The sequence below is a fragment of the Pontibacter coccineus genome, assembly GCF_030546575.1.
Lineage (GTDB): Bacteria > Bacteroidota > Bacteroidia > Cytophagales > Hymenobacteraceae > Pontibacter > Pontibacter coccineus.
This window is the reverse complement of the sequence record NZ_JAUOTN010000006.1, coordinates 228,084-249,661: the sequence shown is the minus strand read 5'-3', so window position 1 is coordinate 249,661 and position 21,578 is coordinate 228,084. Positions and strand designations below refer to the sequence as shown.

The 21,578-nt window shown below is 51.1% G+C and carries 19 protein-coding genes; 15 read left to right on the top strand and 4 right to left on the bottom strand.

Annotated elements, in window-relative coordinates; all coding sequences use genetic code 11:
• Positions 1-113: 113 nt before the first annotated feature.
• On the top strand, positions 114-1,055 hold the full coding sequence (locus tag Q4E40_RS15390; RefSeq protein WP_303413406.1) for a universal stress protein: 942 nt from the start codon (positions 114-116) through the stop codon (positions 1,053-1,055).
• Between the two features lie 51 nt (positions 1,056-1,106).
• On the opposite strand, the gene Q4E40_RS15385 is transcribed toward Q4E40_RS15390, so the two are convergent.
• The 3 genes from Q4E40_RS15385 to Q4E40_RS15375 all read right to left on the bottom strand — a co-directional run bounded on the left by Q4E40_RS15385 (position 1,107) and on the right by Q4E40_RS15375 (position 4,737).
• Positions 1,107-2,453, bottom strand: coding sequence for a Na+/H+ antiporter NhaA (locus tag Q4E40_RS15385; RefSeq protein WP_303413404.1), 1,347 nt, complete (start codon positions 2,451-2,453; stop codon positions 1,107-1,109).
• A 753-nt stretch (positions 2,454-3,206) separates the two neighbouring features.
• Complete coding sequence (locus tag Q4E40_RS15380) at positions 3,207-4,280, bottom strand: alanine racemase (RefSeq protein ID WP_303413403.1); 1,074 nt, start codon at positions 4,278-4,280, stop codon at positions 3,207-3,209.
• A 4-nt stretch (positions 4,281-4,284) separates the two neighbouring features.
• Positions 4,285-4,737 (bottom strand): GNAT family N-acetyltransferase, encoded by a 453-nt coding sequence (locus Q4E40_RS15375; protein WP_303413401.1) that lies wholly within the window; start codon positions 4,735-4,737, stop codon positions 4,285-4,287.
• 606 nt (positions 4,738-5,343) lie between these two features.
• Between Q4E40_RS15375 and Q4E40_RS15370 the strand changes: the two genes are divergently transcribed.
• The 7 genes from Q4E40_RS15370 to Q4E40_RS15340 all read left to right on the top strand — a co-directional run bounded on the left by Q4E40_RS15370 (position 5,344) and on the right by Q4E40_RS15340 (position 13,378).
• Positions 5,344-5,703 (top strand): DUF4180 domain-containing protein, encoded by a 360-nt coding sequence (locus Q4E40_RS15370; RefSeq protein WP_303413400.1) that lies wholly within the window; start codon positions 5,344-5,346, stop codon positions 5,701-5,703.
• Between the two features lie 36 nt (positions 5,704-5,739).
• Positions 5,740-6,468: a hypothetical protein gene (locus tag Q4E40_RS15365; protein ID WP_303413399.1), complete on the top strand. Its 729-nt coding sequence runs from the start codon at positions 5,740-5,742 to the stop codon at positions 6,466-6,468.
• The gene (locus tag Q4E40_RS15360; RefSeq protein WP_303413398.1) at positions 6,411-6,974 is read left to right on the top strand and encodes a DUF4256 domain-containing protein; all 564 of its coding nucleotides are present in this window, start codon (positions 6,411-6,413) and stop codon (positions 6,972-6,974) included. Before Q4E40_RS15365 ends, Q4E40_RS15360 begins: the two co-directional genes overlap by 58 nt.
• A gap of 85 nt (positions 6,975-7,059) precedes the next feature.
• A complete protein-coding gene (locus Q4E40_RS15355) occupies positions 7,060-8,127 on the top strand; it encodes a DUF5700 domain-containing putative Zn-dependent protease (protein ID WP_303413397.1) in 1,068 nt (355 codons plus the stop codon).
• Positions 8,128-8,163: 36 nt separating this feature from the next.
• Positions 8,164-8,898 (top strand): acetolactate decarboxylase, encoded by a 735-nt coding sequence (locus Q4E40_RS15350; RefSeq protein ID WP_303413396.1) that lies wholly within the window; start codon positions 8,164-8,166, stop codon positions 8,896-8,898.
• A 329-nt stretch (positions 8,899-9,227) separates the two neighbouring features.
• Positions 9,228-11,849, top strand: a complete 2,622-nt coding sequence (locus Q4E40_RS15345; protein WP_303413394.1) for a DUF5686 and carboxypeptidase regulatory-like domain-containing protein — start codon at positions 9,228-9,230, stop codon at positions 11,847-11,849.
• 281 nt (positions 11,850-12,130) lie between these two features.
• Positions 12,131-13,378 (top strand): aspartyl protease family protein, encoded by a 1,248-nt coding sequence (locus Q4E40_RS15340; protein ID WP_303413392.1) that lies wholly within the window; start codon positions 12,131-12,133, stop codon positions 13,376-13,378.
• On the opposite strand, the gene Q4E40_RS15335 is transcribed toward Q4E40_RS15340, so the two are convergent.
• The gene (locus Q4E40_RS15335; protein WP_303413390.1) at positions 13,375-13,653 is read right to left on the bottom strand and encodes a hypothetical protein; all 279 of its coding nucleotides are present in this window, start codon (positions 13,651-13,653) and stop codon (positions 13,375-13,377) included. The genes Q4E40_RS15340 and Q4E40_RS15335 overlap by 4 nt on opposite strands.
• A gap of 553 nt (positions 13,654-14,206) precedes the next feature.
• Here Q4E40_RS15335 and Q4E40_RS15330 point away from each other — a divergent pair.
• The 7 genes from Q4E40_RS15330 to Q4E40_RS15300 all read left to right on the top strand — a co-directional run bounded on the left by Q4E40_RS15330 (position 14,207) and on the right by Q4E40_RS15300 (position 21,528).
• The gene (locus Q4E40_RS15330; RefSeq protein ID WP_303413388.1) at positions 14,207-14,875 is read left to right on the top strand and encodes a GNAT family N-acetyltransferase; all 669 of its coding nucleotides are present in this window, start codon (positions 14,207-14,209) and stop codon (positions 14,873-14,875) included.
• A gap of 7 nt (positions 14,876-14,882) precedes the next feature.
• Positions 14,883-16,079 carry an argininosuccinate synthase gene (locus Q4E40_RS15325; protein ID WP_303413386.1) on the top strand — a complete coding sequence of 399 codons (1,197 nt, stop codon included), beginning with the start codon at positions 14,883-14,885 and terminating at the stop codon, positions 16,077-16,079.
• Positions 16,079-17,080 (top strand): N-acetyl-gamma-glutamyl-phosphate reductase, encoded by a 1,002-nt coding sequence (gene argC / locus Q4E40_RS15320; RefSeq protein WP_303413384.1) that lies wholly within the window; start codon positions 16,079-16,081, stop codon positions 17,078-17,080. The genes Q4E40_RS15325 and argC overlap by 1 nt, the downstream gene beginning before the upstream one ends.
• 145 nt (positions 17,081-17,225) lie before the next feature.
• Positions 17,226-18,374, top strand: a complete 1,149-nt coding sequence (locus Q4E40_RS15315) for an aspartate aminotransferase family protein (protein WP_303413383.1) — start codon at positions 17,226-17,228, stop codon at positions 18,372-18,374.
• Positions 18,374-19,324, top strand: coding sequence for an N-acetylornithine carbamoyltransferase (locus Q4E40_RS15310; RefSeq protein WP_303413380.1), 951 nt, complete (start codon positions 18,374-18,376; stop codon positions 19,322-19,324). The genes Q4E40_RS15315 and Q4E40_RS15310 overlap by 1 nt, the downstream gene beginning before the upstream one ends.
• Positions 19,325-19,676: 352 nt before the next feature.
• The gene (gene argB, locus Q4E40_RS15305) at positions 19,677-20,474 is read left to right on the top strand and encodes an acetylglutamate kinase (RefSeq protein ID WP_303413379.1); all 798 of its coding nucleotides are present in this window, start codon (positions 19,677-19,679) and stop codon (positions 20,472-20,474) included.
• Entirely contained in the window at positions 20,467-21,528 is a 1,062-nt protein-coding gene (locus Q4E40_RS15300) for a M20 family metallo-hydrolase (RefSeq protein ID WP_303413378.1), read from the top strand. Before argB ends, Q4E40_RS15300 begins: the two co-directional genes overlap by 8 nt.
• Positions 21,529-21,578 lie beyond the last annotated feature (50 nt).

Sequence of the window (21,578 nt, the reverse complement as noted above, 5' to 3'; positions counted from 1 at the left end):
ATTAAATTCGTAGCTGATTCAACATTTAGTACCAATCTGCGCATTTTATGTTACGTCAGGGGCGAAATAGAGGGGGTGAGGACGTATAAGACAAGCACAACAAACGTTAACCCATGAACCAAAACACTAGCGCCAACTCGCTGAAACGAATTATGGTGGGGCTCGACCTGACGGAGATGGACGATACCCTCATCCGCTATTCCGCCTTTCTCTGCTCCATTTCTGAAATAGAGCGTGTGTACTTCATCCACGCCGCCAAGAGCCTGGACCTACCGGACGAGGTGATCGAAGGCATACCGAACGGGATGCCAGACGCCGAAAAACTGCGTACCTCGCTTGTCGGTAAAGTAGAAAGCCATTTCGGCCCCGATAGCCGGGCGCAGGTGGAGGTGCAGGTAGTCGAAGGATCGCCGCTGAAAGAACTTCTTCGTCTGTCTAAAGTGAACCAGATTGACCTGGTGGTGGTTGGACGAAAGTTCAAAATGCGTGGAAGTGGCGTGCTGGCCCAGAAAATTCTGCGTAATGGCCGCGTGAGCGTTCTGTTCGTGCCTGAAAACGAGGATACTGTTTTGAGCCACATCATGGTCAGCGTGGATTTCTCGGATTACTCCCTGATGGCGCTTGAGCGTATGCTGAACTCAGCGCTCGCAAGACCCGAAGTGCGCATCACCTGCCTGCACGTTTACCAGGTACCTACCGGTTACATTACACTGGGCATCAGCTACCAGGATTTTGATGCACGCATGCAAGGCTTCGCACACAATAAGTTTGAGCAGGTGCTGGAGCGTTTCCCTGCGTTGAAAGAGCGTGCCACCCTTCGACTTGTAAAACAGGAAAACGATGATGATGTGGGCGAATTGATTATGGTGGAGGCCAAGCGCGCGAAAGCCGATATGCTGGTGATCGGCGCCAAAGGCAAATCAGCCGCCGCCCTGTTTGTGCTGGGAAGCGTGACCGAGAAGATCCTGCGCTATAACGACGACATCCCGATGATTGTGTACAAGAAAGAGAAAGAGGAGATCGGTTTCCTGGACGCCCTGCTGGGTAATGACTAAAGTGTAATGAATAATGACTAGTGAATACTCATTATTCATTAAAAAGACCTGCTATACCTGCGTGTGTGGCAGGTCTTTTGTTTTGCCCGCCATTGCCAGCACCAGCAGGCCAAGCAGACCTGCAACAGCCGAAGCGGCGTAAATGCTGATCTTCACCAGGGTAAGTTGCTCTGTGGCAGCAAAAACCTGCTGCGCCTGAAAGAGCGACAGCATAAAGCCGGCACTCACGAGCAGCGTGCCTCCCGTTAGTTGCCCCCAGTGCACAGTGGCAGGTTTACGCGCTATACCTGTCAGCGAGGCCAGCCAGGCAAACAGCAGCATGCCAAGTGGTTTGCCGAGCACCAGTGCCATGAAAATTCCCAACGGTACCGGGCCGAGCAGGTCGCGCCAGGCAAAGCTGTTGTAGGCAAAGGGCACAAACGCCAGCGCGAACAGGGGCAGTGCCAGGTACGCTGCCCATGGCAAAAGCCTTTGTTGCAGGCGCCGCAGCGGTGACAGCGCCTTTGTGCAGTTTATGCGTAGGGTATGGGCGGCGGCTTGGAAATCTTCTTCTATCTCCTCATCAGGCTCGGGGCGCTTCATCATACGCAGGGCGTGGAGCTGTCCCATTACGGTATCGGTGGTCGTTACGAAATCTTCCTCATTTACCCTTGAATGGATCGGGGTGACGAGTGCCAGCAGTACGCCAGCTACGGCACCCTGCACACCGGCCAGCAGAAAGCTCACCAGCATCACCAGTCCCAGCAGCAGGTATAGCCACATCGTGCGGTTACGCAACGCCCGCAACACCACTAGCAAACCAAACACGCCGGTGGCAATGGAGAGCGCCAGCAGGTTTTGGATAGCTGTATAGAGGAGCACGCTCAGAAGCAAACTTGCAATGCCCTGCATGATAGCGCTGGAGGACAAAAACACGCGCAGGGGCAGAGGCAGTGAATTGCTGGCCAGTGCCAGTAGCGCCAGCACCGCCGACGCATCAGCAGTGACCACCACAGGCCAACCTGCCTGAGCAGCTAGTGGTGCCAGGTATAGGTATAGCCCAGCAGGTATGGCCATTCCACCAAAAGCAGCAGCTATCGCGAACAGCATGTCGGGTCTTTCCTTCAGCTCGCCCACGCGGAGCACCCGTTTCAACTCCAGGCCCAATACCATGTAGAATAGCGCCAGCAAAACCTGCTGCACCCAGAAGCCGATCGGTTTGGCGATACTGTAAGTTCCGAAGGTGATGGTCAGGGGAGTATCCCAAAGGTATAGCCAGGAGGCTCCCCAGGGAGAGTTAAGCCACGAAAGGGCCAGCAAAGCGACTACAATAGTAAGTGTGCCTCCGCGCGCCAGCACCTGCTCGAATAGCTCGAAGGAGTAGACAATGCGGTTGATCAGGGATGGTTTAGCAGCCAAGGTATAAGTAGATAGCCATATTCAGATACACCTTAGAGACGTAGCAAGCCCTGAAAAGTTTTGGCCGGCCTTTACCTGCATTTAAAAAACAGCTGAAAGCAGTAACGCCCTCACTCAGGTATGTTTTGGTATGAGGGCGTTAGGGTAAGAAGCAGGTATAGGTTAGCTGTCCGCTTCTTCCATGTCTGGAAGTATTTCTGCCAGGGTCATTCCTGACACCGTATACCTGCAAAACCTACACACGGGGATTAGAAAATCCACTACCGTTTGTTTCGGGATTGATAAATCCCGAAAAGCCATGTAGCAGAGCATCTTCAGAACGTGACCACCTGTAGGGACACGTCGTGACCTGCCCAAATCTTGCACCGTTCCTCCTTTCACCCTCGCTAGCGTCCCGCGATTGTGAGGTATAAGGCGGACTCTGGCCGCTTTTCCAAATGTTCTTTCGGACATCCATATCCGAAAGCCATCTGCTGGGGATGGCCACATCCCCGCATGTCGCTCTTGTTTTCAGTGCTAGGGGACAAGGATGTCCTTAGCAGAAATACTTTCAGACACAGATGTCCGAAAGAGCGCTAATACAGGTCGCGACCTGCCCACTCGTGCACCTCTATGCCTTTCTAAATCATGTATTGGCAGTCCTGCCCAAATCATACATGAAAATTTCCTCTGTGATAGAGGACCTCGATAAAAGGAGAGGCAGGCGTGCATTAATCGCGCACCCAACAATTTAACCATCAACAATATAACAATTTAACTAACCACCTGCTTGGCGATATACCTGGAGTTCATGATGCTGAGCGCGCCCATGTACCGGAGGTTGAAGCTGAGCACGTCGCCCACCTTGTAGTTTTGCTCGTTCTCACCCAACTCCACCACCAGCATGTCGGAACTGGCACCTACCACACTCAGGCCTTTGTCTTTTGGGAGCAGGTATTTGGGGTTGATGTCGAGTAGGCCTACATCCAGGATAGCGCGGTGCGAGGTTTTGCCATAGAGGCTCACGTCAATCTCGAAGCTCTCGCCACTGGGGTTTTCGGCCAGCATGCCGATCGGGATCATGGGCTTCTGGTTCAATTCGATGATTTCGGCGCAAAACTCAAACACATCGTCGTACATGCCCTCAAAGGTCTCGCCGGTAAAGAGGTTGAGCCCGAAAAACAAGGCCTCCCCAATCCGGAAGTGATTGACGCCACGCGGCATCTGGTGGTTGAAGAGCAGCGGAATCGTAACTGAAGTGCCGCCGGATACCCAGGGAATTTCGATGTTGAACTTGGCGTCGATGATCTGCTTGTACAGGCTGAGCTGGATCAGTTTGTCCTGCGTGGGCATCACGCCGTGCAGGCAGTTAAAATTAGCCCCGAGCCCAATCACAGAGATGCCGGGCAGTTTGAAGATCTGGGCATAGAAATCCACCAAATCATCGCCCATCACGCCTTCCCGCAGGTCGCCCATCTCGATCATGATGATGATCTTATGCGTTATGTTTTGCCTGACAGCCTCTTCGGACAAAAGCCGGATGATGTCGAGCTCAGTCTCAAAGCTCACATCGGCATAGCGGATAATGTCGGGTATGCTTTGCTTCGGGGCAGGTTTGATGTATACGGTCTGTACATCGGGCGCCATTTTTTTGATGGCGATCAGGTTCGAGACGCGCGAGTCGTGGACTTCCTTGACACCGAGGTCGAGCACTTCTTTCAAAAAGGTCTCCTCGCCGCAAAGCAATTTAGTGACAATGCCCCAGTCGATGCCCTTTTGGCGGAATATCTGATCGAGGTGGTTGTAGTTGTGTCTGAGTTTACTGCGGCACAGTTTTAAGACGGCCATGCTGTTATCGGATAAGTCTGTATTCTAAATATTTATTCGTGAAGCCCATTTTCTCGTACAGGTGGCGGGCCGGGTTGTCAGCCTCCACGTGCAGGGCAATGCTGCCTTCGCTTGTCTCGGTGGCCAGCTGCACCAGTTTTTTGCCTACGCCCTTGCCGCGCTGGCTGCCATGCACGGCTACGTAAACGAGTATGTTCTCCGGTATGTAGCCGCTCATACCTGTATTGTTCAGGATAAGCGCCCCCACCACTTTGCCTGCCTCGCGGGCTACAATCACCGAACCGCCTTTGCCCTCTGCCGCCGACAGCGCATAGTCCATGCACTTGGCAATGTCCGCGCGGGCGTCGCCGTACTGGTCCAGGTGCTGGAAAAGGAAGTCAAGCACCTCGTCGCGGTTCAGTTGCTGATGGTTGGCTGGGGTATGGATCTCGTATTGGACCGGGATATTTTCTGCCATTTCTATTTTTCAGTTTTATTGGGGTTTAGTATAGTTAACGTAATCACAGCGCCTCTGGTCGACGAAGTTGCTCGTGAGCCTAGTCCAGCATGAATATTCTAAACTACCATGTTCTGCCTGGTGGTATGTATTAGAATAGTGTAAATTACTGATCGTGCTATTTGTATCGCTAAATTTGAATATACTCAAAATTTTACTGGGAAGCCCGTTTTTCTTGCGATATGAGGTTGCAGAGGCAGGAATCAGCTAAATTAAAGTGTAATTTTTGTGCAAATTTGACGAATAGCTGTAAAGGCAGACAAGGGAATGAAAACGGGGCAAAGAGAGAGGTTTTGTTAGGATAATAATATTTCGAACGGACTGTACGAAAGCAAAGCGGGAGCAGGGATGTAGGCATTCAATCGGAATACTATCACATATATTTATCAGGATCCTGGAATTGAAAATTTGGAGAAATGCTTATATTGGATGGGCACTATATAAAGGTGTAATAGTAAGGAGGAGAGCTTGAAGGAGGTTTAGCTGGAAATAGTGCAGCGAGTAAGAGCCGGTTCTTTTATCAGCAGATCGCTTGCGGGAATTGTATCCTGCAAAACAATCGACAAAATGAAAATAGAAACCCATACTGTACATGATACTGAAATAGCCGAGGTGATTTCGGAAGATACGATCATAAACAGCATTGAAGACGGATTGGACTTGTTAGGTAACCTTTATTATCAGGGCTATGATAGAATCATACTCCACGAGAAGAACATCACGCCTGCTTTCTTTGAACTGAAGAACGGAATGGCAGGCGAAATTCTTCAGAAGTTTTCCAATTACCGCGTCCGTCTAGCTATCGTCGGCGACTTCTCAAGATATACCCGCAAAAGTATGCAGGACTTCATGTACGAAAGCAACAAAGGGAGCCAAGTCAATTTCGTGAGCTCTTTGGAAGAAGGGTTAATTAGACTTTCACGATAATTGAAAACCAGTAAGGAGCAGCTAACCAAAACAAGAATGAAAAGAAATTTAACCCCAATTCTTTTTCTTATACCTGTTGCCATGCTGTCTTATTTATACAGCCTGACAAGTTTCCTGTTACTAGCGGTCATGGCCTTTTGCGTGGCGGCTTTGCTCGTGGTAGGTATGGTAAAAGCCTTTCGCTCAAACCTTCCTCAAAAGTGGGTGAGAATACCTTTAACTATAGCGGCTGTCTGCACTCTGGGTGTGCTGATAGGCTTGTTGCGTCCTTTAGATCCTGCTGTGATAAACTCGGGTGAGGCGAGTGATATGTTAGCCTATGCTTATGAAACGGACCAGGCCGACCGCATGACCATTGGCGCATACCTTGGCCTGTTCGAAAACAACATGGCGAAGCGCGACAGTATCAGGCTCGCGCAGGTCAGGCAACTCTACCAGGATAATCAGATCAGCTTGCCGAAAGATAAGTTTTACGCCGCTTTTGTGTTCCATCACAGCAAGAAGAGCGCATTCTTTGAGATAGCGCAGAAGCTGGCTGGCGAAGCAGCTGCTGTCAGCGAACTAAAGGATGACTATGTGGTGCAATGGCTGGCCAGGGCAACCTACGACAGGTGGATGGTCTCTTTAGGTAAACCTGAGAAGTATGGCACGCAGGATAAGTTTAGCATTAGTGTCGAGTTGCTAATTTTAAATCAAAAGAGATTACCATGGGAAATACAAACGAACTTTCTCCGGCTCAAGCAAATGAGTTCTTCCAAACGCTGAAATCCCGCTTCGAGAAAAACATGCACCGCCACGCAGGTATAGCCTGGCCCGATGTGCAAGCCCGACTGGAAGCGAGCCCTGCCAAACTGTGGTCGCTGCTCGAGATGGAGCGCACGGAAGGAGAACCGGATGTGGTCGGGCAGGACCCGGAAACAGGTGAATTCCTTTTCTTTGATTGCGCAGCCGAAAGCCCCAAGGGTCGGCGGAGCGTTTGCTACGATCGCGAAGGACTTGAATCCAGAAAAGAGCACAGGCCCGCAAATAGTGCCCTCGATATGGCCGCTGCTATGGGTATTGAGCTTTTGTCGGAGGATGAGTACCGGGAACTGCAAAAACTCGGTCAGTTCGACCAGAAAACCTCGAGCTGGATCAAAACGCCAGCCGACATCAGAAAGCTGGGAGGCGCCTTGTTTTGCGATCGCCGCTACGATCATGTGTTTGTATACCACAACGGGGCGCAATCCTATTATGCCGCTAGGGCTTTCCGTGGAGTCCTGAGGGTCTGAGTTTCTACAGGCTATTGGCTATACCTTGAATTCAGGCCTAGCCAGTGGCAGTTTAAATGGATCAATCAAACAAACTTATACCTACATGAAAAAACTTTTTACCCTTTTGCTTTTAGCTGTTTCCGGCTTCACGGCACAGGCGCAGGTCGTGGATGTGTCTGCAGCCGAACGCTACTTTGAGCTGGTGGATACCCTGAAATCGGGCAAGCGGCTGCACGACGCTACCTGGGAGCAGTTTCTGTCCATGGAAGGAAACCAACAGTATATCCAGAACCAGGGTTACGGAGAGTCTTACCTGAAGAACTTTCGCAAAACAATGGAAGTGGTCTACCTGCCTGAGCATGACAGCCTTCTGCAGGTTCGGCTAAAAGACATCCAGGCCAATTACCTGACCTACAGCATTCACGTGTACAAGGCCCATGAAGCGGAGCTTCGGCAATACCTGGCGCAATTAAAAGCCGATAAAGAAGGTTATGTGAATACCATGTACCAAACCTGTTACAGCATGCTGCCCAAGCGCATGCAGGGTAAAAGTCCTGAAGCAGGTGTATATTTGATCGCACTGAGTAACGACGCGGTTGCTCATAAAGGAAACATGGTGCTGAACCTGTGGTCCGAGCTTAAGTTCAACCAGGTGAAACCCGGCGCTGTGGGTGGACACGAGCTGCACCATTTGCTTAACAAACAGAAACAATACGAAGTGGCTGAAAAAGACAAGAGCCTTTTGCTGATGCTGCAAATGTTGATGAACGAGGGCGTTCCGGATCTGATCGACAAGAAATATGCGGTCGCGCCCAACATGCCGGGCGACATGCAGTGGGGGACCTACCTGCTGGACCTGGGCAAACAGAACCTCCCGAGAGTAGAGGCCGCTATCAAGGAAATAGCCTCCGGCGAAAAGCAGTATACGAGCAAAGAGATCAGAAACCAGGTGATCGGGATGAGTGGGCACGTGCCCGGCTTTTACATGACCGATGTGATTGAGCGTAACGGGCTGAAAAAGAAGCTGGTGTCGAACCTGGACAACCCGTTTCAGATCATCCACCTCTACAACAAAGCCGCCAAAAAAGACAAGTCGAAGCCTTTTGTTTTCTCTGACGAAGCCATCGCCTACCTCAAAAAAGTAGAGGCTGAGGCGAAGACAATAGACTAAAGCTCAATCCTGAATCCATTAAACTTAAGATCCCACATGAAGCTAATATTGCGTGCCGCTTTCCCGCTACTTTCTGCTGCCATGCTGAGCAGCTGTACGACAGAAGAAACACAGACTGCCAGTGCTGCAGAAAGCGAAGTGCAGGTAGTCGGTGCCATGCGCAACGTAATGTGGAAGGGCGAGCTGGCCGGAACGATCGATCTGGATACGATTGCAGGCAAAGAGCAGCTGTATGGTTTGGGACCTGTGGAGTACCTGGCGGGCGAACTCCTGATCCTGGATGGCAATTCCCACAAATCGGTGGTGATTAATGACTCTACCATGCGGGTTGAGGAGACCTTTGCCTCCAAAGCCCCTTTCTTCGTTTACGCCCGCGTATCCAACTGGACAGCCCAGGCGCTACCCGACTCAATCCGTAGCCTTCCGCAACTGGAGCTATACCTGGACAGCGTGACGCAAAACAGCAAACGGCCATTCCCTTTTAAAGTGAGCGGGAAAGTAGCGCAGGCTACCATCCACATTGTCAATCTGCCGGCTGGCTCGAAGGTCAGTTCGCCTGACGAAGCCCATCGGGGACAGGTGAACTATGCGCTGCGTGACGAGGCGGTTGATATTTTAGGTTTCTTCTCCACCGAGCACAAAGCCGTATTCACGCACCACGACACCTTCATGCACCTGCACCTGATCACGCGGGACCGCTCTAAAATGGGACACCTGGATGAGGCAACCTTTCAACCGGGCACCCTGACGCTATACCTGCCGGCACAATAGCTTCTTGTTTTGCTGAGCAGTCCATAACAGCTGCTATACCTGGAGAGAAGCCTCAGGTATAGCAGCTGTTTTTATTTAGGCGTCCTTCGATTTTTTTCATAATACATGCAACCGGTTGAGGATAAATTGCATCTTAACTATATATTGCAGGCATTATACTATTGCTTGCCGCTTTTATCTAAACCCATTTTATGAAAACTGACTTAGCTTCCATCCTGTGCCTGGCACACCTCCCTGCTTGTGATCGAACCGACCCAGGTATACGCTCAACATGCTAATTTTCTGTCTGTTACCCCAAGTTCAAATCTACTAATTTGCCGGTCTTACTTATGCGTTTATTTTCCTCCCTGCTTACCCTTTTGCTGGTTCTGCTACAGCTTTCACTTTCTGCCCAAGGTATACGCGGCAGCATCAAAAACCAGAAAGGCGAAGCGCTGCCATTTGCCTCGGTTTACATCACCAACCTCAACAACGGTTCGTCGAGCAACGCCAACGGTGATTTTGAAATAAAGCTCCCGGCCGGAAAGCATACGGTGGTGGTGAAATACATCGGCTATGAAGCGCAGCAGGTGCAGGTCGAGATTACGGATAGCTGGGTGCAGCGCGATTTCAAATTGGGAGAGCAGTCTTTTGCCCTCAAAGAAGTGCAGGTGAAAGGAAAAGGGGAGGACCCGGCCTATACCATCATGCGCAAGGCCATCGCCAAAAAGAAATACCACCTGCTGCAGTACGACAGCTACCAGATGAAGGTATACGTGAAAGGCACCGGCGAACTGACCAACGCACCTTTTTTCCTGAAGAACAAGCTCAAGGAGGAAGGCGTGAAGCTGAACGAAGCCTATACCGTGGAATCGGTAAGTGAGATCAAGTTTGCGCAGCCCAACAAGTTTGAGGAAAAAGTGATCTCCATCCGCACTTCCGGTGACAACAAAGGCACGATCTCGCCAATGTCTTTTGTGAGCGCGAGCTTCTACAACGATAAGGTGGTGGAAATGGTATCGCCGCTGTCGCGGTCTGCCTTTGCCTATTACAAGTTCCAGTACGAGGGCAGTTTCCAGGAAGGAAACGTCGACGTGAACAAGATCAAGGTAACGCCGCGCTCTCGTGGCGACAATGTGTTTGAAGGCTACATTTACATCATCGAGGGCTATTGGGCCATTCACAGCCTCGACCTTAAAACCAGCATGATGGGTTTCCCAATCCGGGTGAAGCAGAATTATGCCGAAGTGGCACCGACCGTCTGGATGCCGACCACACACCAGTTTCATTTCTCGGGCAAGGTGATGGGCTTTGGCGGCGAGTTCCGTTACCTGGCTTCCAGCTCAGATTACCAGGTGGTGCTCAACAAGAAACTGGTAGCTCCCAAAGAGATCATTGATGAGAAAGTAGAAGAAGTGCCGGAGGCGATTGCCGCCATCAAGTCGAGCAACAAAAACCCGAACCTGGAGGCGCTGGCCAACCAGGACAAGCTGACGCGCAAGCAATTCCGCCAGCTGATCCTAGAGCAGGAGAAGGAAGCGCTGAAGGAACGCAAAGACCCGGATGTGGTGTCGGAGCGCACCTATACAGTAGACAAACTGGCCACTAAACGTGACTCCGCCTATTGGGATTCGGTGCGCCCCGTGCCGCTGAGTGACAAAGAGCTCAAGGGCTACCAGCGCGACGACTCTCTGGCACAAATCAAGTCGGCTGAACTGACGGGCAAAGACTCTACCAAGGTCATCAAAAAGAGAAAGTTCAAGCCGCAGGACCTGGTGATGGGCGCGGGTTACAGACTTTCGCCACTTACCCGCGTGACCATTGACCCCACATTCACGAACGTGTACTACAACACGGTAGAGGGCTGGAACGTGAACCTGAGCGGCAAGCTGCGCCACCAATACGACAGTTTGCGCCGCAGTTTTGAAGTAGCACCCACTTTCCGGTATGGCTTCGAGAGTGAGACTTTCTATGCCAAGGCCCGCATGACGCACACGGTCAGGAGCAAGGGCAAATCGCACCTGCTATACCTGGATGGCGGCAAGTTTGTGGAGCAGTTCAACAGCGACAACCCGATCCACCCGCATATCAACACGCTCAGCACACTGTTGTTCCGCCGCAATTACATGAAGATCTATGAAAAGAGCTTTGTCGAGACCGGTTTTGAATATAAGCCATCGGTATGGCTGAAGCTGAGCGGCAACCTGGAGTGGTCGCAGCGCAACCAACTCTACAACAACACCGACCGCAGTTTCTTCTACTCCGATGAAGACAGAACCTTTACCAGCAGCACGCCCGAAAACGTGGAGCTGGAGAGCACCGAGTTTCCAAAGCATGAGGCACTGGTGCTGCAGGCCAATGTGAGTTACCGCCCGGTGCAACGCTACAGGATGTACAACGGCCGCAAAATTCCGATCATGGAGCGGTCGCCGGAACTGTTGCTGATGTACCGCAAAGGTGTGTCGGGTGTACTGGGGAGCGATGTGAACTTCGATCAGGTGCAGTTGGGCATCAACCATGCGCTGGCCTTTGGGGTGCGGGGCAAGCTGGAGTTTGAGCTGCGCGGCGGCACGTTCCTGAACAGCAAAAGCATGTATTTCATGGATTACAACCACTTCGACGGCAACCGCACCATCCTGAGCAGCCTGAAACCGGCCGGCTCCTTCCGACTGCTCGACTATTACCAGTACAGCACTAACGGCAGCTACTTTTCAGCACACACGCACTACCAGTTTCGCAAGTTCCTGCTCACCCAGATTCCGGAGGTACGCTTTACAGGTATAAAGGAGAACGTTTTCCTCAACTACCTCAAAACCGAGCACTCACCGCATTATTACGAAGTTGGCTATTCCCTCGACAACGTGTTCCGGGTATTCCGCATCGAAACGGCCGCTTCTTTCCACGATCGCAGTTTCCAGGAGATGGGCTTTCGGGTAGGTATAGCGACGCTTTTGAAGTTTAATCAGAGATAGCATTTTAGTGGCAAACCAAACCGTTATTTTAAGCAATGCTTGTCCTAGCAACTGAGGATAGCAGGGGATGCATTGAATTGCTCCGGACGATACAAGCCCGGCCGGTACGGCAATGGGCTTGTATCGTCCGGGTGGCAGCTGTTGGACAGTAGTTTACTTGCCATACTGTCAGGTTTCTTCTTATTGTACTCAAACAATATAATTCAGTATCCATACCATCTTGTCCGAAAACATACGTATACTAATAAGACTGATTATCTGTGTCTTATGTAGGTTTTTCCATGGCAAGGTTATCGCCCTTTATTCTGCTTTGTCTTTGCTTCTGTCTGTCATTTTCCGAAGCGGCGGGGCAGGCTTTTGCCGGCGATACGGTCTTCTTTACCACCAAACGCAAAAGCATCACGTTCCCCTTCAAGCTGGTCCATAACCTGATCATCATTCCGGTGCAGATCAACGACTCGCAACCCCTCAACTTCATACTAGACTCGGGTGTGAAAAACACCCTGATCACCCGCCTGAATTTTTCTGACTCGCTTAGTTTGAACGAAGCCGGTCGCATTTCTTTACAGGGCCTGGGCACAGGGCACGAACTCGAGGCGATCTACTCCAAAGGAAACTACATGCGCATGCCAGGTATAGTGGGGGTAAACCACCAGGTATACGTGCTGATGGAGGATGTCTTCAATCTGTCGATGCGCATGGGTATGCCCATTCACGGCATCATCGGCTACGACATCTTCCGCAATTTCATTGTCAAGATCAATTACAGCAACAAAACCCTCACGCTCTACCGGCCGGACATGAAGCTCAAGGTTCCGAAAAAAGGGGAGGTATACCCGCTACACATCGAGAACACCAAGGCCTATGTAGAGGGGGATGTTCGGCAATTCAACGGAGATTCCATTAAAGTGAAGCTTGTGATCGATACGGGAGCGAGCCACTCCATTTCGCTCTACCTGCCGACGGACGAGCGTTTGCAGTTGCCGCCTGTTGTGATGGAAGCCTACCTGGGACGGGGGTTGAATGGAGACATCAGGGGCAAGATAGGGCGCATCAATAGCTTTTCGCTGGGCAAATACGAACTGTTGAATCTGCCGGCTTCTTATCCGGACGAGGAGTCGATCAAGGCGGCACTCAACCTGGCCAACCGCAACGGTAACATAGGCTCCGATATTCTGAAACGCTTTACCGTGATCTTTGACTATCCCCATGAGCGCATGATACTGATGCCCAACAGCAAGTACAGCGATCCGTTTTACTATAACATGACGGGTTTTGAGATTAGCACGCCGCTGCCCGGAGCCAACTTCTACATTGTGTCGCATGTGATAGACGACTCACCTGCCAAAGCCAGCGGCCTGTTGCCCGGCGATCAGCTCATCAACATCAATGGCCGCGATTGTACAGAACTGGCCCTGGACGAATTGCTGGAACTCTTCGAGAGCAAGCCGGGCCGCAAGGTACGGTTGAAGCTGAAGCGCGACTCGAAACTGGTAAACGTAGAAATGGTTTTGCAGAGCAGGATCTAGGCCTGCTGTATATCCGTGAATACCTGTACGCCCAAGAGCACCACCGCCATCACGATCAGGCTTATGCCGACATAGAACCTTATTTTAGGTACAGGAGCAGCTACCAGATTGCCGCCTGCATCGGGCTTGCTGAAACGCAGGTTGGATAGGATAAGGCCATTTCCGAAGCTCATCCAAATGGCCGCCATAAGCGGGTCGCGGGTCAGGAACAGGGAGGCGGTGCCGATGGCGGAAAAGATGAGGCCGATGATGACGCTAAGGGATAAATTCTTCATTGCGCTGCAAGATACGCAAAGCCGCTAAAATTTTGATCAGTCGCTTCGTTTACAGCCCGGCTTTTGGATGCTAATTTTTAAGAATCGAAGAGATTTTAAACTATATGTTGTAACATTTTGTAGTAAGGTGTAATTATTAGTATAATTTACAACCAATTGTTGTAGATGCCGATATTAATTGCAAATCTTTGCTTTGTGGAACAGGCAAAGACCTGTTTTTATAAAATTTGAACCAACCAATTGAAATGAAAAAAAAGCCGACTTTATCATCTGCGATGGTAAATCACCTTTCTCTGAAGGGTGCGTCTTTTTCTATCCTGTCTGCCAGGATAGTTTTGAGGGCTATTAATGCCGTGGTCCGTTACAGGCCCTAGGCCGACATGCTTCCCGACTACTCACGTAGTAGTCCTTCTTCCCAAATTTTTATGTGAGTGATTGTTGCCTGATGAGGGTGTGCGTAGCTGCATATCCAATCCAGAGCGTTGTTTCAATTATTTCTAATTCTGTATCAGCTGGTTATGCACAGGCATAGCCCCGGTATATAATTTCTATAATGAATCCATCTCCTTTTATCATTACCGTTGCCACTGTGCAACACACCAGCTATGCGCAGCAGATCTGCGATGAAATGGAGTCTTCGGCGAAGGCCAGAGGGACAGGTATAGCCAAGCGCACGCCCGAGTACATAGCCCAGAAAATGCTGGAAGGCAAGGCCGTGATCGCGCTGGACGTCAATGGCGTTTGGGCGGGCTTCTGCTACATCGAGACCTGGAGCCATGGCAAGTACGTGGCTAACTCAGGCCTCATTGTATCACCGGATCTCCGTAAGAGCGGCCTGGCCAAGCTGATCAAAAACAAAATTTTTGAGCTGTCACGCACCAAATACCCGGACTCCAAAATCTTTGGTCTGACCACTGGTTTGGCCGTGATGAAGATCAACTCTGACCTAGGCTATCGTCCGGTTACTTACTCCGAGTTGACCGACGACGACGCTTTCTGGAATGGTTGTAAAAGCTGCATCAATTACGAGATACTGGTGATGAAGAACCGTAGCAACTGCCTCTGCACCGCCATGCTTTACGATCCGGCCCGTGAGCAAAAGCCGATTGCCCGCGAGCAGCTCCAAATCCTGACTCCTGTGGAAGAACCGTCTATACCTGTTGACTATGGCACCTTTGCTCAAAGCCACGGAAACCAAAATACGAACCCGACAAGCATCTAAAAATATCATGAAGAAGAAAGTTGTTTTAGCCTTCAGCGGCGGCCTCGATACCTCATACTGTGTAAAATACCTGAAAGAAGAAAAAGGACTCGAAGTACATTCTGTTTTGGTAAACACGGGTGGTTTCTCAGCAGAGGAACTGCAGCAGACGGAGCAGCGTGCCTATGACTTGGGTGTAACGCAGCACACGAATCTGGACGAAACGGAGTACTACTACCAGAGCTGTATCAAGTACCTGATCTTCGGGAATGTGCTGAAGAACAACACTTATCCGCTGTCCGTGAGTGCGGAGCGCGTGACACAGGCCATGGCCATCGCCCGCCATGCAAAAGCCCTGAGTGCCGATTATGTGGCCCACGGCAGCACGGGTGCCGGCAACGACCAGGTACGCTTCGACATGATCTTTCACGTGATGATTCCGGAAATCGAGATCATCACGCCGATCCGCGACATGAAACTTTCGCGTGAAGAGGAAATTGAATACCTGAAGCAGCACGGCGTGGAATACGATTTCGTGAAAGCGCAGTACTCCATCAACAAAGGCATCTGGGGCACCTCTGTAGGTGGCAAAGAAACCCTGACTTCGCACCAGCCATTGCCGGAATCAGCTTACCCAACGCAGCTGACCAAAGAACAACCCGAGAGCGTGACACTACATTTCGTGAAAGGCGAACTGACAGGTATAAACGAGCAGGTATACGAGAGCCCGGTGCAGGCCATTCAGGCACTGCAAGGTATAGCCGGTCCATTTGCCATCGGCCGCGACATCCACGTGGGCGATACGATCATTGGCATCAAGGGACGTGTTGGTTTTGAAGCAGCTGCCCCGATGGTGATCATCAAGGCGCACCATACCCTGGAGAAGCATGTGCTCACCAAGTGGCAGCTTTACTGGAAAGACCAACTGGCAACCTGGTACGGCAACTGGCTGCACGAAGGGCAGTTCATTGACCCGACCATGCGCAACATTGAGACCTTCCTGCAGGATACGCAGGAGAATGTGACCGGTAAAGTACACGTTTTGCTGGCACCATACCGTTTCCAGGTAGAAGGGATTGAGTCGGAGCACGACCTGATGTCGTCGAAGTTCGGCAGCTACGGCGAAATGAACAATGCCTGGTCAGGTGAGGATGTGAAAGGCTTTTCGAAGATTTTCGGCAACCAGGCCATGATGTACCACAAGATCAACAACACCGAACTATAATGACAGCTAAGATAAAAGCAGGTATAGTAGGCGGAGCGGGCTACGCCGGCGGCGAGCTGTTGCGTCTGCTTTTGCTGCACCCCAACGTAGAGCTGCTGTTTGTGCAAAGCCGCAGCCAGGCAGGCAAACCGGTCTACGCCGCGCACCCAGACCTGCTGGGCGAAACCGAAATGCATTTTTCAGCCGATGCGGCTGTACCCGTGGATGTGCTCTTCTTGTGCGCTGGTCATGGGGAAGCGGCTAAGTTTTTAGCTGAGAATGAATTGTCGGCTGAAACCAAGATCATCGACCTGAGCCAGGATTTCCGTTGGAACGAAGGTACAGCAACTACTACAGTTGAAGCTGGTGGTAGAAGCTTCGTGTATGGTTTGTCGGAATTGCAGCGTGAGCAGATCCAGCAGGCGCAGCACATCGCCAACCCCGGTTGCTTTGCCACAGGTATACAACTCGCTTTGCTACCTCTTGCCAAGCAAAACCTGCTGAATGCCGACGTGCACCTAAGCGGCATTACCGGCTCGACCGGTGCAGGCCAAAGCCTGAGCGCTACTTCGCATTTCAGCTGGCGCACTGAGAATGTATCGACCTACAAAGTAATGGAGCACCAGCACCTGCGTGAGATCAAGCGCAGTTTGCGAAGCTTACAACCAGAAGGGCAGCCGGACATTCATTTTATACCTTACCGCGGACCTTTTGCACGGGGCATTTTCATTACGGCCTACTTGCAAACTGACTTGTCGCTGGAGGAGGCGCAGGAACTGTACAAAAGCTTCTATGAAAGTCATCCGTTTACGGTGGTGAGTGACCAGAACCCGGACCTCAAGCAGGTGGTGAACTCTAATAAATGTGTGCTATACCTGCAGAAGCACGGCAACATGCTCGTCATCACCAGCCTGATCGACAACCTGCTGAAAGGAGCTGCCGGCCAGGCCGTGCAAAACATGAACCTGGTTTTCGGGCTGGAAGAAACGACCGGACTGAAACTAAAAGCTGCGGCGTTTTAAAAGTTTTATGACGTGAGCGAGGACACTCGTGCCGTAAATAAAACAATTAACAATTAGCAATCAACAATTAAACAAACAATGCTCACATACCCAAGAACACTGTTCTACATCTATTTTCTAACCTCTTACATCTAATTCCATAGCCATGAACCTCTTTGATGTATACCCGCTCTTCGATATCGAACCTGTAAGAGCAGCCGGTCTGTCTGTTTGGGACAAGGAAGGCAGAAAATACCTTGACCTCTACGGCGGCCACGCCGTTATTTCGATCGGTCACTCTCACCCACACTATGTGAAGCGCATCGCGAGGCAGCTATACGACATCGGTTTCTACTCCAACGCGGTGCAAATGCCGATGCAGCAGGAACTGGCCGAAAAACTGGGCAAACTCAGTGGCTACGAGACCTACAACTTTTTCCTTTGCAACTCCGGTGCTGAGGCCAACGAGAACGCCCTGAAACTGGCTTCCTTCCAGACCGGCCGTAAAAAGGTCATCTCTTTCAAAGCATCGTTTCATGGCCGTACTTCTGCCGCTGTGGCCGCTACCGACGACCCGAGCATCGTGGCACCGATCAACCAGACAGACAACATTATTTTCCTGCCATTTAACGATGTGGCCGCTTTTGAACAGGCGCTGCAGGAGCTTGGACAGGAGTTGGCCGCTGTCATCGTAGAGGGTATACAGGGTGTAGGAGGGGTAAACATCCCGTCAGTTAACTTCCTTAAAGCACTGGAAGCGGGCTGTAAGAAAGCAGGTGCTTTACTTATCCTGGATGAGGTGCAGTCGGGCTATGGTCGCTCGGGTAAATTCTTTGCACACCAGCATGCGGGCATCAAACCGGATATGATTACAGTGGCCAAAGGAATGGGCAATGGCTTCCCGGTGGGCGGTGTGCTGATCAGTCCGGGGATAGAGGCGCGCCACGGAATGCTGGGCACTACCTTTGGTGGCAATTACCTGGCCTGCGCCGCGTCGCTGGCGGTGCTGGAGGTGATGGAAAATGAAAACCTGCTGGAGAACGCTACCATCATGGGGCACTACCTGAAAGAGCAGCTCGAAGGGATGCCGGGTATAAAAGAAGTGCGCGGACAGGGACTGATGATCGGGATCGAACTACACGAACCCTGCGCTGCCATCCGCAAAGAACTGCTGAACCAGTATGGTGTCTTCACGGGCAGTTCTTCCAACAAAAACACATTACGTCTACTGCCTGCTCTGACGATCAGCAAAGCAGAAATCGACCAGTTTTTGAAAGCATTTTCATCCATCCTTACCAAAAAAGTAACCGCCTGATGAAGCAATTCACTTCCGTACACGATGTGCAGGACGTAGCCGCCCTGGTAAACGAAGCACTTGAACTAAAAAAAAACCCATACGCGCATAAATCGCTCGGACAGAACAAAACATTGGGCTTGATCTTCATGAATCCGAGTCTGCGTACACGTTTGAGCACACAAAAAGCAGGTATGAACCTGGGCATGAATGTGATGGTGATGAACCTCGACAAAGAAGGCTGGGCGTTGGAAACGCGCGATGGCGTGATCATGGATGGCACCACGGTGGAGCACATCCGGGAAGCAGCGGCCGTGATGGGCCAATACTGCGACATCATCGGCATCCGCTCTTTCCCAAAGCTGCAGGACAGAGACGAGGATTACAGTGAAGACTTGCTGAACAAATTCATTGAGCTGACAGGAGTGCCGGTTGTAAGCCTGGAATCAGCGACACGCCATCCGCTTCAGAGTCTGGCCGACCTGGTGACGATCAAAGAGCAGGCTGCTGCGGGCAAACGACCCAAAGTAGTACTGAGCTGGGCACCGCACATCAAGCCGATCCCGCATTGTGTGGCCAATTCATTCGCCGAATGGATGCAGCAGGCCGATGTGGAGCTGGTGATCACCAACCCGGAAGGCTACGATCTGGCTGAAGAGTTTACCAGAGGCGCACAGGTGCTGCACAACCAGGAAGAAGCCTTGCAGGGAGCCGACTTCGTGTACGTGAAGAACTGGTCGAGCTACGAGCAATACGGTAAGGTACTGACTGATGGCGAAGGCTGGATGATCACCAACGAAAAGCTGGCCCTGACCAATAACGCCAAAGTGATGCACTGCCTCCCGGTACGCCGCGGTCTGGAACTGAGCCACGAAGTACTGGATGGTCCCAACTCACTGGTGATCGAACAGGCGAATAATCGTTTATATGCGGCACAGGCCGTGTTGAAACGGATGTTGGAGAAGAAGTGATTTAGTGATTGAGTGGATGAGTGATAGAGTGATTTGAAAATTTGGAGATTTGTGGATTTGCGGATGTTCCAGGTATACTTGTAGGAACTGGTTGTGACCTAATGCCGTCAACTTAGGGAGCAGCATTCCTAGTTTGTCATCTCGACAGCATGGAGAGATCTGGAACGATTTAGAGCAGTAGTAATACTTCAGATTTCTCACTGTGTTCGAAATGACAGACAATTGCCAAATTTGACGGAATTAGGGCGCAACCCGCCTCTGCAGAATCATCCACATCGCTCAACTTTTAAATTAATTCAATCGATCACTCCTTAGCCCACAATTTAAATCACTCATTCACTCAATACAAAAGATGTACATCATTAAAATAGGCGGTAACATTTTAGATAACCCGGAGCGGTTGCAGCGTTTTTTGATTGATTTCGTGCAACTGCCCGGGCCTAAGCTTCTGGTGCACGGCGGCGGCAAAGTTGCTTCTACCATTGGGCTGCAACTGGGTATACAGCCGCAATATGTAGAAGGCCGCCGCCAGACCGACGCCGAAACACTCAAGCTGGTAACGATGGTATATGCCGGGCTCATCAATAAAAACGTGGTGGCGCAACTGCAGGCGCTGGGCTGCAATGCCATCGGAATGACGGGTGCCGACGCGAATGCTATACCTGCTACCAAACGCCCTGTGAAGACGGTGGACTACGGTTTTGCCGGGGACATAGCTGGTCCGGAAACCATCAACGCCATCGCCATCAGAGCATTGCTAGACGCCGGACTTGTCCCTGTTTTTGCCCCACTCACGCATGATGGACAGGGAAGCCTGCTCAATACCAACGCAGATACCATTGCCTCTGTGCTGGCCACGGCACTGGCGCCAAATTATCAGGTACAGTTGGTTTACTGTTTCGAAAAGAAGGGAGTATTAGCTGATGCAGAAAATGATGACGATGTGATCGCCCATATAGACCAATACAAGTACCAGGAACTGAAAGAGAAAGGCGTTGTAACCGATGGCATGATACCAAAGCTGGACAATGCCTTTGCAGCGCTTCGCCAAGGGGTGAGTGCTGTGCTGATCGGGGAAGCTGAAGGGCTTCCTTCGTTAGCTGCTTCGGGCACTTTTTCAGGAACTACCATCACGCTTAGTCATGCATAAAGAATTATACCTGGAGTCACTGGCGCTGCTGCAGCAGCTCATCGCTATACCTTCTTTCAGCAAAGAAGAGGCTAAGACGGCCGACCTGTTGGCGGGTTTTCTGGAAAGCAAAGGCGTAAAAAATCAACGCAGACTGAACAATGTATGGGCATTTAACAAGCACTACGACCCTGCACTGCCAACACTGCTGCTTAACTCACACCACGATACGGTAAAGCCCAACACCGGCTATACCCGCGATCCGTTTGCTGCTACCATCGAAGACGGCAAACTCTATGGATTGGGAAGCAACGATGCAGGCGGTTGCTTGGTGTCGCTGCTGGCTACTTTCCTCTACTTCTATGAGCGCTCTGATCTTCGTTATAACCTGGTTTTTGCAGCTACTGCTGAAGAAGAGATTTCAGGTAGAAATGGTTTGGAACTGATTCTGCCTGAACTGGGAGAATTGGAGGCTGCCATTGTTGGAGAACCCACGCTCATGCAACTGGCTGTGGCCGAGAAAGGTCTGCTGGTGCTTGATTGTGTCGCAAAAGGCCGTTCCGGTCATGCTGCCCGCGAAGAAGGGTTGAACGCGATTTACGAGGCGCTGCCGGATATCACCTGGTTCCAGACCTACCATTTCCCGGAAGTATCGGAGCACCTGGGCCCTGTAAAGATGTCGGTAACCATGGTGCAGTCAGGCACGCAACACAATGTAGTACCGGACCAGTGTTCGTTCACAGTAGATGTGCGTCTGACGGATGCTTACTCGATGGACGAAGTGCTGGAGGTGATTCGCCAAAACGTAAAAGCAGAGGTGACGCCGCGTTCCATGCGACTCAAGCCTTCTGCTATACCGATGGTGCACCCTTTGGTGCAGGCAGGTATAGCATTGGACCGCACGACGTACGGCTCCCCAACCACATCCGACCAGGCGCTGCTCTCTATACCTTCCCTCAAACTCGGCCCCGGTGACTCCGCCCGCTCGCACATGGCCGATGAATTCATCTACCTGAACGAAATAGAAGAAGGTATAAATTTGTACATCGATATCCTGGAAAGAGTAGTTAAGTAGTACCAGGAGCGGAAATCGAACCAGCACAAAATGTCATTTCGAACAGCGCG

Bases quoted from the DNA above. Each gene is read 5' to 3' on its own strand.
- Q4E40_RS15335 (WP_303413390.1), bottom strand. From the start codon at position 13,653: ATGAAGAATTTATCCCTTAGCGTCATCATCGGCCTCATCTTTTCCGCC.
- Q4E40_RS15325 (WP_303413386.1), top strand. From the start codon at position 14,883: ATGAAGAAGAAAGTTGTTTTAGCCTTCAGCGGCGGCCTCGATACCTCA.
- Q4E40_RS15310 (WP_303413380.1), top strand. From the start codon at position 18,374: ATGAAGCAATTCACTTCCGTACACGATGTGCAGGACGTAGCCGCCCTG.
- Q4E40_RS15330 (WP_303413388.1), top strand. From the start codon at position 14,207: ATGAATCCATCTCCTTTTATCATTACCGTTGCCACTGTGCAACACACC.
- Q4E40_RS15390 (WP_303413406.1), top strand. From the start codon at position 114: ATGAACCAAAACACTAGCGCCAACTCGCTGAAACGAATTATGGTGGGG.
- Q4E40_RS15380 (WP_303413403.1), bottom strand. From the start codon at position 4,280: ATGGCCGTCTTAAAACTGTGCCGCAGTAAACTCAGACACAACTACAAC.
- argC (WP_303413384.1), top strand. From the start codon at position 16,079: ATGACAGCTAAGATAAAAGCAGGTATAGTAGGCGGAGCGGGCTACGCC.
- Q4E40_RS15350 (WP_303413396.1), top strand. From the start codon at position 8,164: ATGAAGCTAATATTGCGTGCCGCTTTCCCGCTACTTTCTGCTGCCATG.
- Q4E40_RS15315 (WP_303413383.1), top strand. From the start codon at position 17,226: ATGAACCTCTTTGATGTATACCCGCTCTTCGATATCGAACCTGTAAGA.
- Q4E40_RS15360 (WP_303413398.1), top strand. From the start codon at position 6,411: ATGGGAAATACAAACGAACTTTCTCCGGCTCAAGCAAATGAGTTCTTC.
- argB (WP_303413379.1), top strand. From the start codon at position 19,677: ATGTACATCATTAAAATAGGCGGTAACATTTTAGATAACCCGGAGCGG.
- Q4E40_RS15345 (WP_303413394.1), top strand. From the start codon at position 9,228: ATGCGTTTATTTTCCTCCCTGCTTACCCTTTTGCTGGTTCTGCTACAG.
- Q4E40_RS15375 (WP_303413401.1), bottom strand. From the start codon at position 4,737: ATGGCAGAAAATATCCCGGTCCAATACGAGATCCATACCCCAGCCAAC.
- Q4E40_RS15370 (WP_303413400.1), top strand. From the start codon at position 5,344: ATGAAAATAGAAACCCATACTGTACATGATACTGAAATAGCCGAGGTG.
- Q4E40_RS15355 (WP_303413397.1), top strand. From the start codon at position 7,060: ATGAAAAAACTTTTTACCCTTTTGCTTTTAGCTGTTTCCGGCTTCACG.
- Q4E40_RS15340 (WP_303413392.1), top strand. From the start codon at position 12,131: ATGGCAAGGTTATCGCCCTTTATTCTGCTTTGTCTTTGCTTCTGTCTG.
- Q4E40_RS15300 (WP_303413378.1), top strand. From the start codon at position 20,467: ATGCATAAAGAATTATACCTGGAGTCACTGGCGCTGCTGCAGCAGCTC.
- Q4E40_RS15365 (WP_303413399.1), top strand. From the start codon at position 5,740: ATGAAAAGAAATTTAACCCCAATTCTTTTTCTTATACCTGTTGCCATG.